15 protein-coding genes are annotated in these 14,907 nt (G+C 58.8%); 11 read left to right on the top strand and 4 right to left on the bottom strand.

Annotated elements, in window-relative coordinates; genetic code table 11:
• The first annotated feature begins 147 nt into the window (after positions 1 to 147).
• Entirely contained in the window at positions 148 to 1,062 is a 915-nt protein-coding gene (locus tag RHM68_RS06895) for a LysR family transcriptional regulator (protein ID WP_322221241.1), read from the top strand.
• A 43-nt stretch (positions 1,063 to 1,105) separates the two neighbouring features.
• Here RHM68_RS06895 and RHM68_RS06890 read toward each other — a convergent pair whose 3' ends face one another.
• The 3 genes from RHM68_RS06890 to RHM68_RS06880 are packed head-to-tail and all read right to left on the bottom strand — an operon-like array spanning position 1,106 to position 2,967.
• A complete protein-coding gene (locus RHM68_RS06890; RefSeq protein ID WP_322221237.1) occupies positions 1,106 to 1,648 on the bottom strand; it encodes a DUF2937 family protein in 543 nt (180 codons plus the stop codon).
• Between the two features lie 11 nt (positions 1,649 to 1,659).
• The gene (locus tag RHM68_RS06885; protein WP_322221235.1) at positions 1,660 to 2,436 is read right to left on the bottom strand and encodes a class II glutamine amidotransferase; all 777 of its coding nucleotides are present in this window, start codon (positions 2,434 to 2,436) and stop codon (positions 1,660 to 1,662) included.
• Positions 2,437 to 2,469: 33 nt separating this feature from the next.
• Positions 2,470 to 2,967, bottom strand: coding sequence for an MFS transporter (locus tag RHM68_RS06880; RefSeq protein ID WP_322221232.1), 498 nt, complete (start codon positions 2,965 to 2,967; stop codon positions 2,470 to 2,472).
• Positions 2,968 to 3,067: 100 nt separating this feature from the next.
• Between RHM68_RS06880 and RHM68_RS06875 the strand changes: the two genes are divergently transcribed.
• Complete coding sequence (locus RHM68_RS06875) at positions 3,068 to 5,122, top strand: S9 family peptidase (protein WP_322221230.1); 2,055 nt, start codon at positions 3,068 to 3,070, stop codon at positions 5,120 to 5,122.
• Between the two features lie 130 nt (positions 5,123 to 5,252).
• A complete protein-coding gene (locus RHM68_RS06870) occupies positions 5,253 to 5,726 on the top strand; it encodes a cyclic nucleotide-binding domain-containing protein (protein WP_322221228.1) in 474 nt (157 codons plus the stop codon).
• Here the strand turns inward: RHM68_RS06870 and RHM68_RS06865 are convergent.
• The gene (locus RHM68_RS06865; protein ID WP_322221226.1) at positions 5,723 to 6,013 is read right to left on the bottom strand and encodes a hypothetical protein; all 291 of its coding nucleotides are present in this window, start codon (positions 6,011 to 6,013) and stop codon (positions 5,723 to 5,725) included. The two genes, RHM68_RS06870 and RHM68_RS06865, sit on opposite strands and share 4 nt — an antisense overlap.
• 96 nt (positions 6,014 to 6,109) lie before the next feature.
• On the opposite strand from RHM68_RS06865, the gene RHM68_RS06860 reads away from it, so the two are divergent.
• The 8 genes from RHM68_RS06860 to RHM68_RS06825 all read left to right on the top strand — a co-directional run bounded on the left by RHM68_RS06860 (position 6,110) and on the right by RHM68_RS06825 (position 14,822).
• Positions 6,110 to 6,796: a hypothetical protein gene (locus tag RHM68_RS06860; RefSeq protein WP_322221224.1), complete on the top strand. Its 687-nt coding sequence runs from the start codon at positions 6,110 to 6,112 to the stop codon at positions 6,794 to 6,796.
• A gap of 57 nt (positions 6,797 to 6,853) precedes the next feature.
• Positions 6,854 to 7,225 (top strand): YajD family HNH nuclease, encoded by a 372-nt coding sequence (locus tag RHM68_RS06855; RefSeq protein WP_322221222.1) that lies wholly within the window; start codon positions 6,854 to 6,856, stop codon positions 7,223 to 7,225.
• Between the two features lie 651 nt (positions 7,226 to 7,876).
• Positions 7,877 to 11,149, top strand: a complete 3,273-nt coding sequence (locus RHM68_RS06850; protein WP_322221220.1) for a toxin VasX — start codon at positions 7,877 to 7,879, stop codon at positions 11,147 to 11,149.
• Entirely contained in the window at positions 11,146 to 12,093 is a 948-nt protein-coding gene (locus RHM68_RS06845) for a phage holin family protein (RefSeq protein WP_322221218.1), read from the top strand. Before RHM68_RS06850 ends, RHM68_RS06845 begins: the two co-directional genes overlap by 4 nt.
• Positions 12,090 to 12,515, top strand: coding sequence for a hypothetical protein (locus RHM68_RS06840; protein WP_322221215.1), 426 nt, complete (start codon positions 12,090 to 12,092; stop codon positions 12,513 to 12,515). The genes RHM68_RS06845 and RHM68_RS06840 overlap by 4 nt, the downstream gene beginning before the upstream one ends.
• Positions 12,512 to 13,444: a hypothetical protein gene (locus RHM68_RS06835; RefSeq protein WP_322221213.1), complete on the top strand. Its 933-nt coding sequence runs from the start codon at positions 12,512 to 12,514 to the stop codon at positions 13,442 to 13,444. Before RHM68_RS06840 ends, RHM68_RS06835 begins: the two co-directional genes overlap by 4 nt.
• A complete protein-coding gene (locus tag RHM68_RS06830; RefSeq protein ID WP_322221211.1) occupies positions 13,441 to 13,866 on the top strand; it encodes a hypothetical protein in 426 nt (141 codons plus the stop codon). The genes RHM68_RS06835 and RHM68_RS06830 overlap by 4 nt, the downstream gene beginning before the upstream one ends.
• On the top strand, positions 13,863 to 14,822 hold the full coding sequence (locus RHM68_RS06825) for a hypothetical protein (RefSeq protein ID WP_322221209.1): 960 nt from the start codon (positions 13,863 to 13,865) through the stop codon (positions 14,820 to 14,822). Before RHM68_RS06830 ends, RHM68_RS06825 begins: the two co-directional genes overlap by 4 nt.
• Positions 14,823 to 14,907: the final 85 nt, after the last annotated feature.

Genomic DNA, 14,907 nt, shown 5'->3' with positions numbered 1-14,907 from the left:
TGCAAGTTTTATTGGTATTGTTCGAAGCCCCGACGACGCCTATCGTAGGAACCGGATGCGCTGATTTTTGGGCGGCCGGCCCTGCTCCGTCCAACTAATAAAACCCCGCCCTAGACATAAGAAAACTTTGTCCCACGAGCTGATCCTATGAATCTGAAGTTTCTCGAGACATTTGTCTGGGTCGCGCGACTCAAGAGTTTTCGCCTCACAGCGGACAAGCTGTTCACCACTCAGGCGTCGATTTCCAGCCGTATTGCCGTGCTGGAGAGTGAGCTGGGGGTGAAGCTGTTTTTGCGCGATTCACGGGGCGTGAGCCTGACGCCCGAAGGCTTGAAAGTGCTCGATTACGCCGAGCAAATGATGGACACCATGCAAGCGCTCAAGCAGTCGATCGAAACCCGTTCGAGCAAGGTCGGACGAGTGCGCATCGGCGTCATGGACACTGTGATTCATACCTGGCTCAGCCCGTTAGTGGCGCAGATGACGGACCACTATCCGCGCGTTGAAATCGAACTGGTGGCCGATACGTCGCTTAACCTCTGCGATCAGCTACAAAAAGGCTTTCTCGACCTAATCCTGCAAACCGACCTGCTGCGTCAGGAAAGCGTGCGCAGCCTGGAACTGGCCAGCCATCCCATGGGCTGGATCGTTGCCAGCAATTCGCTCTATAACCGCGAGTATGGAGGCGTGGTAGACCTGGCCCGCGAGCGGATTATTACGTACTCGAAAAACTCCCATCCGCATCAGAACATTCTGAGTTTGATGCAGGCCAACGGCGTCCTTGCGCCAAGACTGAATTGCGTGAACTCGGTATCGGCGATTACCCGATTACTGCGTGATGGTTTCGGCATCGGCGCGCTGCCTCCGGTGCTAGTGGCCGAGGAACTGGCGCGCGGGGAGTTGACCTTACTGAGCATCGATCAACAGCCACCGAATCTGCAGGTGGTGGTGTCGTGGCGGGTCGGGGTGGAATGGGTCGAGGAGATTGTGGCGTTGTGTCAGCCAGTGCTGGAGGGTTATGCGCGCAAAGTGGGTAAGGACTACATCGTTTTGGCGCGCTGAGCGTCCTGGGCTGTATTCCCACGCAGAGCGTGGGAGCTATCAGCTATAGGCCGCGCACATCCCGATCTTCAATCGGGCGGCTCTGGCGCAGGCGTTTGCCGCCCAGCACCACCCAGTCGATCAGACGGAACAGGCATTCAATGCCGAAAGACAGCAGCAAGGCGATGCTCATGCCCCAGATCATCGCTTCTGGTGTCAGCAAAATCTGGTAGCTGTAACCGTTCCAGGTTTCCTTGCGAATATCCGAATCAGCGGCCAGCGCCACTTGCAGGAAGCGGATGTACCACGGGCCTTGCATGGCCTGGAACTGTTTATCGAGGGCCAACTGACGGGTGAGCAGAGTGCTCAGGCTGTCGGCATCGCTGCGAAAGATCGGGTCTTCGCTTTCGCGGTAATGAGCAACCAAAGCCTGCATGTCGCCTTTGAAAAACTGATTGGCGGTGCCCTGAAAACCACTCAAGCCAGTCTGCGCCTCGATCAGGTGCGCTTCGACCCGTTTGGCGTAATCGCTGATGAACCCTGGCACCTGAACACCGATCAGCAGGCCCGCCGCAAACAACACCAGCCGAAGATAACTGAGCAACATGAGGTGAGTCCTTATTCGGTCGTGCCCTGGCTGACGCATTCACCGCGCCGCCAGAGGCTCCATTGGCCCGGTTCGTAGCGGGTCCAGGTTTCGTTTTCGGTCAACGGTTCGGTAGCGATCACCGTAACCACATCGTTGGGCGTGGTTTCGGCCTGGAAATCGACGATCACATCAACATCCTTCAGGCGCGCCGGGCCGAACGGTGCGCGACGGGTGATCTGCACCAGTTTGGTCGAGCAATAGCAGAACAGCCAATCACCGTCGCTGAGTAAGCAGTTGAATACGCCTTTGCTGCGATATTCGGCACAGGCAGCCACCAGGTCGGGCAGCAGCTCTTCGATTTCAACCGGTTCGGGGAATGCGGCGCGTACCCGGTTGAGCAAATCGCAGAACGCTGCCTCGCTGTCGGTATCGCCAACTGGACGGTAGAAACTTTTGATCGGTTCAAAGTCTGCGAGCTGGCCGTTATGGGCGAAACACCAGTTACGTCCCCACAACTCACGCACAAACGGGTGGGTATTGGACAAGCAGACCTTGCCGACATTGGCCTGGCGAATGTGCCCGATCACCACTTCGCTCTTGATCGGATAGCGCTGCACCAGATTTGCGACTTCCGACTCACTGCTCGCCGCCGGGTCCTGAAACAACCGCAAGCCACGGCCTTCATAAAAGGCAATGCCCCAGCCGTCACGGTGCGGGCCGGTCTTGCCACCGCGCTGCATCAGCCCGGTGAAGCTGAACACGATATCGGTCGGCACATTGGCGCTCATGCCCAATAACTCACACATGTTCGGACTCTCGTTTCAAAGCTGGGCCTGCGCTTACAAACGCGGTTCGATACGCGAACGCTGGGGGGTACTCGGGACAGGCGGACGACCATAGCGATCATCACCGGCCAAGCCGAAGGGTTGATCGTCGTTACGCTGCTCGACTTTGGCCGCCGCCTTGGCTGCGGCCGCCTGTTCCTTGCGAGCGTTGGACGCGCGCTCGATCGGCCAGCGGATCAGCACAAATATCAGGTACAGGCCGAAAGCGATCATGGCGTACATGAAAAGATCGGAAATCGCCCGCCACGCGTTGTTACCGACCTTGAACGCCAGGTCCAGGGCCGTAATGGCAAGGGCCGGAGCAACCTTTGACTTCACCGGGTCGATGATGGTCGGGCTAAACAACAACACCGCCATCAGCAGGCGCAGCGGTTCACGCAGGTAGCGCCACATCCAGCGGGTCATGCGCATCCACACCAACAGGCAGCCTAAAGCGGCAAAGGCGTAGAGGCCCCAAGCGATCAGATAGTCGTTCTCGGTCATGGTGTCCATGGCAAGGCAGGCAAAGAGGCGCTTATAGTAACGACTTTTCGCCCGTCAGGCTGCCCCGCCGTCTGCCCGGCCATCATTTGTCATCGTCCGAGAGCCATTCATGCCCTTATCCGCGAACGTCACCAACGCCCCGATTGCCCACAAGGCCCCGGGTTCTGACCCGTATGCCTGGCTGCAGGAGCGCGACACCGACGCGGTGCTCGACTACCTCAAGGCCGAAAACAGCTACCAAGAGGCACAAACCGCCGATCAGGCCGAGCTGCGTGAAACCCTGTTCGAAGAGATTAAGGGCCGGATCCTGGAAACCGACCTGTCGCTGCCCTCGCCCTGGGGCCCTTACCTGTATTACACCCGCACCACGGCCGGTGACGAATACGCGCGGCACTATCGCTGCCCACGCCCGGCCGACGACAGTCTGTTTATCGACGAAAGCCAGGAACACCTGTTGCTGGACCCGAACGTGCTGGCCAATGGCGGTTTTTTCTCTCTCGGCGCCTTCAGCATCAGCCCGGATCATCAGCGTCTGGCCTACAGCCTCGATACCACGGGCGATGAGATTTACACGCTGTTCGTCAAAGAGTTGTCCAACGGTAAGGTCAGCGAGCTGGAGTTCGAGGACTGCGACGGCAGCATGACCTGGGCCAACGACAGCTTGACGCTGTTTTTCGGCGAACTGGACGACACCCATCGCCCGCACAAGCTGTTGCGCTATCGACTGGACGGCACGGCGGCCGAAGAGGTGTTCCACGAACCGGACGGCCGCTTCTTCCTGCATTGCTACCGCTCCAGCTCCGAACAGCAGTTGCTGTTATCACTGGCCAGCAAGACCACCAGCGAAGTCTGGGCGCTCGACGCGTTCCAGCCACATCACGCCTTTACCTGCCTGGCAAGCAGGGTCGAAGACCATGAGTACGATGTCGATCACGGCACCCTCGACGGTCAATGGACCTGGTTCATTCGCACCAACCGTGATGGCATCAACTTTGCGCTGTATCAGGCTACTGATACTGGCGTGGTGCCGACTGAGGTCGACTGGCAGAACCTGATCCCCCACAGCGAAACGGTGATGCTCGAAGGCCTGAGCCTGAACATCGAAGCCGTGACTTTAAGCCTGCGTGAAGGTGGTTTGCCGATCATCGAAGTTCGCCCACAGGGCCTGCCGCCTTATCGCGTGCAGCTGCCGGACGCGGCCTACAGCCTGCACGTGCAAAACAGCCTGGAGTTTGTCAGCGACCGGATCCGTCTACGCTACGAGGCGTTGAACCGTCCGGCACAGGTCCGACAGTTGGTATTGGCCACTGGCGCGCAAACCGTTCTCAAACAAACCCCGGTGCTCGGCACATTCGATGCCGACGCCTACGTCAGCCAGCGCTTGTGGGCAACTGCGCCGGACGGTACGCAAGTACCAATCAGCCTGGTGGTCAAACGCGAAGCACTGGGTCAGCCGACGCCGCTTTATCTCTATGGCTACGGCGCATATGGCGAAAGCCTCGACCCGTGGTTCTCTCATGCGCGCTTGAGTCTTTTGGATCGCGGCGTGGCCTTCGCCATCGCTCACGTGCGCGGTGGCGGTGAGTTGGGCGAAGCCTGGTACCGCGCAGGCAAGCAGGAACACAAGCACAACACCTTCAGCGACTTTATTGCCTGTGCCGAACACCTGATCGCCAACGGTTTCACCAGCGCCTCGCAACTGGCGATCAGTGGCGGCAGCGCCGGAGGTCTGCTGATCGGTGCCGTGCTCAATCAGCGGCCGGAATTGTTCGGTATGGCGATTGCCGAAGTGCCGTTCGTCGATGTTCTCAACACGATGCTCGACCCTGACCTGCCACTGACGGTCACTGAATACGACGAATGGGGCAACCCTGAAGAGCCCGAGGTTTATGAGCGGATCAAGGCCTACGCTCCTTACGAAAACGTCAGCGCGCAAGCGTATCCCCCGACGCTGGTGATTGCGGGCTACAACGACAGTCGCGTGCAGTACTGGGAAGCGGCCAAGTGGGTGGCAAAATTGCGCGCCACCAAAACCGACGGCAATCCCCTGTTGCTCAAAACCGAAATGGGCGCCGGCCATGGCGGCATGAGTGGTCGATATCAGGGATTACGTGACGTAGCGCTCGAATACGCATTTGTTTTCAAGGTGTGGGGCATCGCCTGAGGAACTTGGCCCGGCGTTCCGGTCTTAAGACCAGATACCGGGCCGATACAAGAGACTTACTACCAGAAGGGATGGGCGGTGAGCCCTGGCCCCTGAACAGCAACAGACCACAAAAAAAGACCGTGACGACATGTCAGAACCGACCTTACTGAACAACGAAATCCGCGACTGGCTGATGGACTGTGGCTTGTTCAATCAGCTGCTGCCGGCAGACTTCTCTGCTGCCTCGGGTTACTTCAGCATCAGCACCGTGGCGCAAGGTGAAGAGATTTTCCACGAGGGCGATGCAGGCAGCTTCATGTGCATCATCCACACCGGCCAGGTGGCGGTGCAGAAGAGCAGCAGCGACGGGCAACGGGTGACCATGGCCACCCTGCGTAGCGGTCGGGCGTTCGGCGAAATGGCCGTGCTTGACGGCGAACGGCGCTCGGCCAGTTGCGTGGCCGCCAGTCACTGCCAGCTACTCAACCTGGGCAAGGACTCGCTGGAAAAGATGCTTAACGATGCGCCAAAAATCGCCGCCAAAATCATCCGCGCCCTCGCTGTCTCTCTCTCTAAACGTCTGCGCATGGCCGATGGGCAGCTGTTGTCGCAACAGGTTTAACCGCCCGGCGACTTGATTTTCGTGCTGTTCTGCTCAAGGCCCGGCAAGGTTTGGTCCTTGGGCGGATTGGGCATTTCGATGCGTGGTAACAGCGGCGCTCCTCCATTGCCGGCGCCAGTCTTCGGTACGCTGGTAGGGGTAATTTGCGGATACGGCGTTGGGGTCGCGGTGCCTGGCGAACCGGACATCGGCAAGGGACTGGTAGGGATGGTTTGCTGCTCCTGGGCCTGCACTGCAGTTATCGAGAGCGCGGCCAAGGTAATGACCGTTAGAATGGTGCGCTTCATCAATGGCTCCGTTGGCCTTGTTGTCTACTTCGCAGGCTACTCTTAACCGCGCCCGTTTGCCCTGCTGTCTGCCAATTTCTCCTGATTGAGAGTCCCATGAAACGTTTCGTTCTGCTCGACACCGCTCCCATCCCTGACAACGGCGGAGCCCTGTGCCTGTTCGAATACGGTGAAGATTTCGTCATCAAGATTCAGGGTGGCGATGGCGGGCAATTGATGAACACCCGGATGCACGGCTCCGAAGATGCCCTGGCTGAAATCCCGTGCCGCAAAGTCGCCGGCCGCCCGAATTCGCGCGTATTGATCGGCGGCCTGGGCATGGGCTTCACCCTCGCCTCGGCCCTCAAGCACTTGGGCAAAACGGCTGAAGTGGTGGTGGCCGAACTGGTGCCGGGGGTCGTCGAATGGAACCGTGGACCGCTGGGCGAAAAGGCCGGTAACCCACTACTCGACCCACGAACAGTGATTCGCATGGAAGACGTAGCCAAGGTCCTGCAAGCCGAGCCGCACGGTTTCGATGCGATCATGCTCGACGTCGACAATGGCCCGGAAGGCCTGACGCAGAAGGCCAATAGCTGGCTCTACTCTACCGGTGGCCTGAGCGCTTGCGCCAAGGCCCTGCGGCCTAAAGGCGTGCTGGCCGTGTGGTCGGCCAGTGCCGACCGGCAGTTTTCCGACAAATTGAAGAAGGCCGGTTTCAAGGCCGAGGAAGTCCAGGTCTTTGCCCACGGCAACAAGGGCACGCGCCACACCATCTGGATTGCCGAGAAACTCAAGGGCTGAGCTAAACTCCTTTTTATTGCTCATAACCGTCATTAGTCTTTTTACAAAGGTGAACCCATGAGTTCGTCAACGCCTACCAACACCGCGAAGCTGGATCGTATTTTGGCCGACGCCAAACGCGACAAGGACATGGGCTATCGCGATAAAGCCTTGAAAATGTACCCACACGTGTGCGGCCGCTGTACACGGGAGTTCGCCGGCAAGCGCCTGAGCGAGCTTACCGTGCATCACCGCGATCATAACCACGACAACAACCCACAGGACGGTTCGAACTGGGAACTTCTCTGTCTCTTCTGCCATGACAACGAACACTCGCGCTACACCGACCAGCAGTATTTCGGCGAAGGCTCCCTCAGCTCGCCGACAATCGCCAAAGCCACGCACAACCCGTTTGCGGCGTTGGCAGGGTTGATGAAAAAAGACGAGTAAGCGCAAAAAATCTCTGACCGCGCTACTCCCTGAAAAAAACGCCGCGGCTCCTCCATGAGCATGCGGCGTTTTTGAATGAGCAAGAGGTTACGTCATTTTCAGCCTGTGACGGTTCAGGTCTATTGCCACAAAGCAGAACACCGGTTGCAAAACTGCACGTTCAACGGTCTTGATTAACCGCTCTCTTCGGTAAAGGTTTACTTGGGCGAAAAGAGACTTGGCCGGTGTCAGGCAACGCACCTGTCAGGCAACAACCATTTTTCAGATTCTTCTCTCTGTGGTTTCAACATCCAACCCCTCAGCCGATCAGACATCGAAAGATCCCTGATGCGAGCTCGACATCATTTTAACCACCTCGCTCGACCACACCCTTTGATATTCGGAAAGCTCGCACGAGACTCGGCGACTAGTCCTACATTCATCCGCGTCAACGCTTGTTAACGTGCTGGCCAGTTTTCGCGCGCACAGACCAAGGACGGTTTGGACATTGCGCTTTATCTCTTCTCGGCTTAAGGATAAGCGTATGTCCCATGCGGCCAATACGACACACTTCCCGCTGCAAACTCCCGCTGCTTCTAACAATCTCAATGCCCTCCCCTCTGACGACAAGCACCTGAGCGCGCGGCGAATCTCCACCACGGAGTCCTGCCCATGAGCGCAAAGAAACTGGCGATGGTCGACAACGCCGCTCGGGCCGAGCGCGCCGCCAAGGCCGCACCTCACGTCGATATCAACTGCACTGTTTGGCCCTGCCCCGCCAGCCAGCCTGAGCTTTTCGTGGTGCCCGTGCGCTATGCCTTGGCCGAAGAAAAGGCCGACGACCCGTGCTGCGTTCCCGGCGTAACACCCAAAAGCCGACCTATGGCGGCGCGACGCTTGCGCGCGGGGTTTGTGTATATGTGGCAGGACCAGGGCCTGCTCAAACGCTATGCGGTGTCGCCGAACGGGTTGTTCAAGGAGCAAGCGCTGGAGGCCGATGCCACTCCGGTGCTCGACGCCACGCTGGCCGGTCTGGCCCTGCAAAAAATCCACAACGCGTGGATGCTTTACAGCGAGTTCCCGCTGAACGCCGAGCACTGCCAGGCACTGACCGACAGCAGCGCCAAACGCCAACAGCACATGCGCCATGTGGCGTTGCGCACCGTGGCCAATGAGCTTCAAGCCGAGCATTGCCCGCCGCTGGAAAAAGCCGCTCAGGTCATGGCCGAGCTGCGGCCCAATACCTTCGCCCGCTCGATGAAAGTCGACCAGCTCAGGGCCGTCGAAAACACCGATGCGCTCGGCGCCACCCTGATGAAAGAGCCGACCCCGGTCAACATCAAGGCCTACACCGATGCCATGCACCGCGCCCGTGAGCGGGAAAAAGTCCTTGCCCAATACCCCGAGGCCAGCGATCAACCGCCCGGCGAGTGGAGCGCCGAAGCGTGGGACGGCCAAGGCACTCAGAACTGGCTGGACAACGCCAAGGAGCAAGCTGAATACCTGTTCGCCGTGTTTGCCTGCCTCGACGATGATCTGGGCGTGTTGCGCGACATCAACCATGAGCAAGAATGGATTGAAGCGAGCCACGAAACCTGGCTGGGGGATAACCACCTGCGCTTGAGCATCGGCGGCTTTGTTCGCAGCCTGATCAGCGAAGATGGCGCCGAACTGGCCGGTTCGCTCAATTATCGCTACAAGGATCGCGAGATCGAGCTGACCCCGGACCAGGGCAAGGTGATGCTGGCGACCCAGCAGCGACTCGATGAAGAACTCAGGGCTGAAACCCAGGCCCGGCAGTACGGCGGCCAGCCCACGCAGGCCCAAACCCGCGCCAGGGACGGGCGTATCGCGGCCATCGTCGCCCCGGTGCGGGCCTTTATCCCGGCGGATTTGTACAACGAAGCAGAGTTTGTCGTGCGCGAGTACCGCGCCGAAAAACAGGCGAATCTCAACAATCATCACTGGAGTGCCAAGGTCGACGAATACATCGACCTCAAGGCCATGGACCACTGGTTTTCGCACACCGCCGCCGACCATTACCGGCAGATCGACGCTCGTCATACCGCCTTGTTCGCCGACCGTGGCGTGTACCTCACGCGCTCGCACAACGGCACCTGGTTTGTCGATTACCACGACCTGCCCACCCGCCACTGGCTGACCGAACTGGCCACCGGCTGCCTGACCGCGCAATGCCTGCGCGCCGAGGGCGCTGAGCAATATGCCGATTACGTGCGAACCACCGATGACGGCGCGCTGAAACACCTGTTCAACGGCTGGGCGCCCTCGATCGATGCGGCGGTTAACAACGTCTCGCGCCTGAACGAACTGATGGCGGCGCTGGCCGCCGACAACGTCAGTGCCACCTATCAAGCCTTGGCGCCGCTGAGCACCTTGGTCCTGGACGACATCGCGGCCATGGCCCGTGAGGTCAGCAGCTCATGGAGCGTGCTGGTCAACCGACTGGCAGCGGCGCTGCTGTTGCTCAAGGGCGACGACGCGTTCAGCCGCGCCTGGATGGGCCTGCTCATCGCCAACCGGTTGGGCAACAACGCGCCGTTGGGGATGCTGGTCGAGAACGGCCGGCGAGTGTGGAAAATGCTGGGTGAGCAGGCGGAAGCGCTGGACGCTTGGGTCAAAGCGACCGGGCGGGCCATTGGCACGGGACGGATTGAGCGGATTTTGAATTCGCCGGCGGTGGTGAACAGCGGCGGGGTGTTGCCGTTGGCGGCGCTGTTGCTGAACGTGGTGAATGCGCAGAGGTATTGGCGTGAGGCGGAGGTGTTGGAGGGGATGGAAAGTCGGCGGGTGAATGACACGCTGTCGGCGACGTTGTATGCGGGGGCGGCGCTTACGGCGGTGATTGATAATCAGGTGCGGAAGGGGTTGGGGAAGGATCGGTTTTTTATTCGTTCGTCTGCTGCTCCGACGCTTACGTTGTTTGGTGGGGTGATTGGTGGATTGTCATTTATTGCAGCAGGCGCTGAGTTCAAGTCCCTGCAACTACAACTGGAAAACGCACAAACCCGAATCGATCCCTGGCTGGAGATGCGTCAAATCGCGGTCGGTGGACAAGTCGCAGCCTTCGGCGCCCAGGCGATGTTAGGTTTTGGCTACACCACTCGCGCGTTGGCAGGCTCAATCACCGTCGAAGCCGCCATCTTACGCTACACCCTGTACATGGGCCCGTTGAACTGGATCCTGTTCGGGTTGGGCGTGTCGTACCTGATTGCCACGATCATGCAGCAAACCCCGCTGCAAAACTTCCTGAATTTCTGCTGCTGGGCAAAAGGCCGGGCGCACGACTTGGCACCTATCCCGCCCAAAGCCCAAATGAACGAACTCGACCGGCTATACCGCATCCTTTATGCACCGAGGATCACGATGCAAAGCAGTTCGCAGTCGGCAATGGGTAATGGCCCGTCCGGCCTCACGTTCGTCAGCTCCATCGACACCCTGACCATCGATTTACCGGGGGCCGAGCCGGGCAGTGTTTATCTGGAAATGAGCATGATCGGCGATCCGATTGATACCCAGGACTCCCGCGACCAGATCAAAAACCGCCCGATCTACCAGTACAAAACCCCGAGGCCATGGCGCGACATGGCGCCTCATTGGTTATCCAGCAGCACCTGCCAGTGGATACCGTACAAGGAGGGTCAGGGCCTGCGCTTGAGCGGTCCGTTCAACACACTGAAAAACATACTGAGTTCAACCCCCACCACGGTCTCACTTCGTTTGCGCTATCGCACGCCGCTGATTGTCATGCTCGGCGCCCAGAACTTCATCGGTGGCAAACAAGGGCTGGCGTTTACCCTGAACGACACCACTGGCGTGATAGAGCTGCGGGGCGACCCGACGCCACACTTGGACCGTACACCGAATTACCCGCTCGGCGCGGAGCATCCCGGCGGTGTTTACCTGCAACCCAAGGGCAAAGCATGAGTACACCACCGGCAGGCACCACGAAAAAACGGATGCTTTCGCGCAATGACTATCTGGCGCCGTTACCGATCCCGACAGGTAGAAAACCTTCGGATGTGCTCAACATCATCTGGCGCAAGAACGAAGTGTTCTTGGATATAGGTAACTACAGCATCGGTTCGGCGGTGATGGTGCTATGGCCAGGAGTGATGTTGTTTTTAGCTCTGGCTTATGGACTTAGAAACATTGCACCTGATCTCAGCGCTTTTACTCTTATCGGGGGAGGGGTAATCACTGGCATTCCTGCGCTCATGTTGATTAGTGCCCTCTTCCGCAAAGTCCCCCTCCCAGTGCGCTTCAACCGCCAACGCCGCGAAGTCTGCGTCCCCCGCGAAGACGGCGAGTACTGGATCGTGCCCTGGGAAAGCGTCACCGCCGCCGCCACGCAGCAGTCATCGGTCAGTCAGGCCGGTAAAGCCACGATGGGTTTGCTGATCATCGGTTTCGAAAACCCTGACCCGCTGGCCGAGGAAGACAACCAGCATTTTTCCCTGGGCTTCAACTGCGGCGGCGGCACCACGGCCATGGCGTTGTGGGAGTGCATGCGCAGTTATATGGAAGTTGGGCCGCAAGCTGTTGAGGATCAAACAGCGCGTTTCGACAGGTCGAAAGGAATATGGGCGACTTACCTGGACGATCTGATCAAAGCCTCAAAACTCAGAGGCTGGTTCGTAACGGTCCTCTGGGAAGGGTTCTGCGGGATCTTCATCTTCAACACGCTGCTGATCGATGTGCTCGAACGCTGGAAACTCAATCCGCCACCCGACCTACCCCACCCCGACATCATCGAATGGTCAAAACCGCTCCCCCCAGAACAATGGGCACAACGCTCCCCGGAACTGGAAGCCGCCATCACCCAACGCGAGGCTGAACTGGCCGCGCAGGCGGAGCGAGCGTCGGCTTGACGACGAATACCCACGCCTCTCGTAACGAGATGAAAAATCGCCCGATCCACCCGTACAAAACCCCGAGGCCATGGCGCGACATGGCGCCTCATTGGTTATCCAGCAGCACCTGCCAGTGGATACCGTACAAGGAAGGTCAGGGCCTGCGCTTGAGCGGTCCGTTCAACACACTGAAAAACATACTGAGTTCGACCCCCACCACGGTCTCACTTCGTTTGCGCTATCGCACGCCGCTGATTGTCATGCTCGGCGCCCAGAACTTCATCGGTGGCAAACAAGGGCTGGCGTTTACCCTGAATGACACCACTGGCGTGATAGAGCTGCGGGGTGACCCGACGCCCCACCTCGACCGTGCCCCGAATTACCCGCTCGGCGCGGAGCATCCCGGCGGTGTTTACCTGCAACCCAAGGACAAAGCATGAGTACACCACCGGCAGGCACCACGAAAAAACGGATGCTTTCGCGCAATGACTACCTGGCGCCGTTACCGATCCCGACAGGTAGAAAACCCTCGGACGTGCTCAACATCATCTGGCGCAAGAACGAAGTGTTCTTGGATATAGGTAACTACAGCATCGGTTCGGCGGTGATGGTGATGTGGCCCACACTGATGGTGTTTGTATTGATGGGTTACATCACTCCGGAGCCTGGAATGATCTGGATTGCGGCGCTAATCATCATTGGTATCCCTTCATTGATTTTGATCCAAGGCCTCTTCCGTGAAGTGCCCCTCCCAGTGCGCTTCAACCGCCAACGCCGCGAAGTCTGCGTCCCCCGCGAAGACGGCGAGTACTGGATCGTGCCCTGGGAAAGCGTCACCGCCGCCGCCACGCAGCAGTCATCGGTCAGTCAGGCCGGTAAAGCCACGATGGGTTTGCTGATCATCGGTTTCGAAAACCCTGACCCACTGGCCGAGGAAGACAACCAGCATTTTTCCCTGGGCTTCAACTGCGGCGGCGGCACCACGGCCATGGCGTTGTGGGAGTGCATGCGCAGTTATATGGAAGTTGGGCCGCAAGCTGTTGAGGATCAAACAGCGCGTTTCGACAGGTCGAAAGGAATATGGGCGACTTACCTGGACGATCTGATCAAAGCCTCAAAACTCAGAGGCTGGTTCGTAACGGTCCTCTGGGAAGGGTTCTGCGGGATCTTCATCTTCAACACGCTGCTGATCGATGTGCTCGAGCGCTGGAAACTCAATCCGCCACCCGACCTACCCCACCCCGACATCATCGAATGGTCAAAACCGCTCCCCCCAGAACAATGGGCACAACGCTCCCCGGAACTGGAAGCCGCCATCACCCAACGCGAGGCTGAACTGGCCGCGCAGGCGGAGCGAGCGTCGGCTTGACGACGAATACCCACGCCTCTCGTAACCAGATCAAAAACCGCCCGATCCACCCGTACAAAACCCCGAGGCCATGGCGCGACATGACACCTCATTGGTTATCCAGCAGCACCTGCCACTGGATACCGTACAAGGAAGGTCAGGGCCTGCGCTTGAGCGGTCCGTTCAACACACTGAAAAACATACTGAGTTCGACCCCCACCACGGTCTCACTTCGTTTGCGCTATCGCACGCCGCTGATTGTCATGCTCGGCGCCCAGAACTTCATCGGTGGCGAACAAGGGCTGGCGTTTACCCTGAACGACACCACTGGCGTGATAGAGCTGCGGGGCGACCCGACGCCACACTTGGACCGTGCCCCGAATTACCCGCTCGGCGCGGAGCACCCCGGCGGTGTTTACCTGCAACCCAAGGACAAAGCATGAGTACACCACCGGCAGGCACCACGAAAAAACGGATGCTTTCGCGCAATGACTATCTGGCGCCGTTGCCAATCCCTACGGGAGAAAAGCCGCTGGACGTGCTCAACATCATCTGGCGCAAGAACGAAGTGTTCTTGGATATAGGTAACTACAGCATCGGTTCGGCCGTGATGACGATGTGGCCGATGGTGATGTTGTTTTTGGGGTTGGCTTATGGACTTAGAAACATTGCACCTGATCTCAGCGCTTTTACTCTTATCGGGGGAGGGATAATCACTGGCATTCCTGCGCTCATGTTGATTAGTGCCCTCTTCCGCAAAGTGCCCCTCCCAGTGCGCTTCAACCGCCAACGCCGCGAAGTCTGCGTCCCCCGCGAAGACGGCGAATATTGGATCGTGCCCTGGGAAAGCGTCACCGCCGCCGCCACGCAGCAGTCATCGGTCAGTCAGGCCGGTAAAGCCACGATGGGTTTGCTGATCATCGGTTTCGAAAACCCTGACCCGCTGGCCGAGGAAGACAACCAGCATTTTTCCCTGGGCTTCAACTGCGGCGGTGGCACCACGGCCATGGCGTTGTGGGAGTGCATGCGCAGTTACATGGAGATCGGGCCGCAGGTTCTACCAATCACAAATGACTTTGAGGGCGGACGAGAAAAGCTACGGGGTAGAGGCGTCTTTTGGGGCATTTGTTGTGCCTATCTGGATGGCATCAGGCAGCACTTGGTCGCGCAGGAAGTTGGCAAAGCGGCGTGGCTGGTAATTGGGGCGGTATTTCTGGGTGGGCCACTGGCAATGATGTTGCAAGAATGGAAGTTATCGCCGCCACCCGACCTACCCCACCCCGACATCATCGAATGGTCAAAACCGCTCCCCCCAGAACAATGGGCAAAACGCTCCCCGGAACTGGAAGCCGCCATCACCCAACGCGAGGCTGAACTGGCGACACAAGCGCTGGCTTGATCGTTGAGTTCGATGCAATGGCGCACGTCTGGGCAATGGCACCGCGTGCCAAAAAAATCGAGGGGGGCGTCAAGGTTGTGGCTGA

It is taken from the genome of Pseudomonas sp. DC1.2 (genome assembly GCF_034351645.1).
Taxonomy (GTDB): domain Bacteria; phylum Pseudomonadota; class Gammaproteobacteria; order Pseudomonadales; family Pseudomonadaceae; genus Aquipseudomonas.
This window is presented reverse-complemented; position numbering and strand designations above follow the sequence as displayed.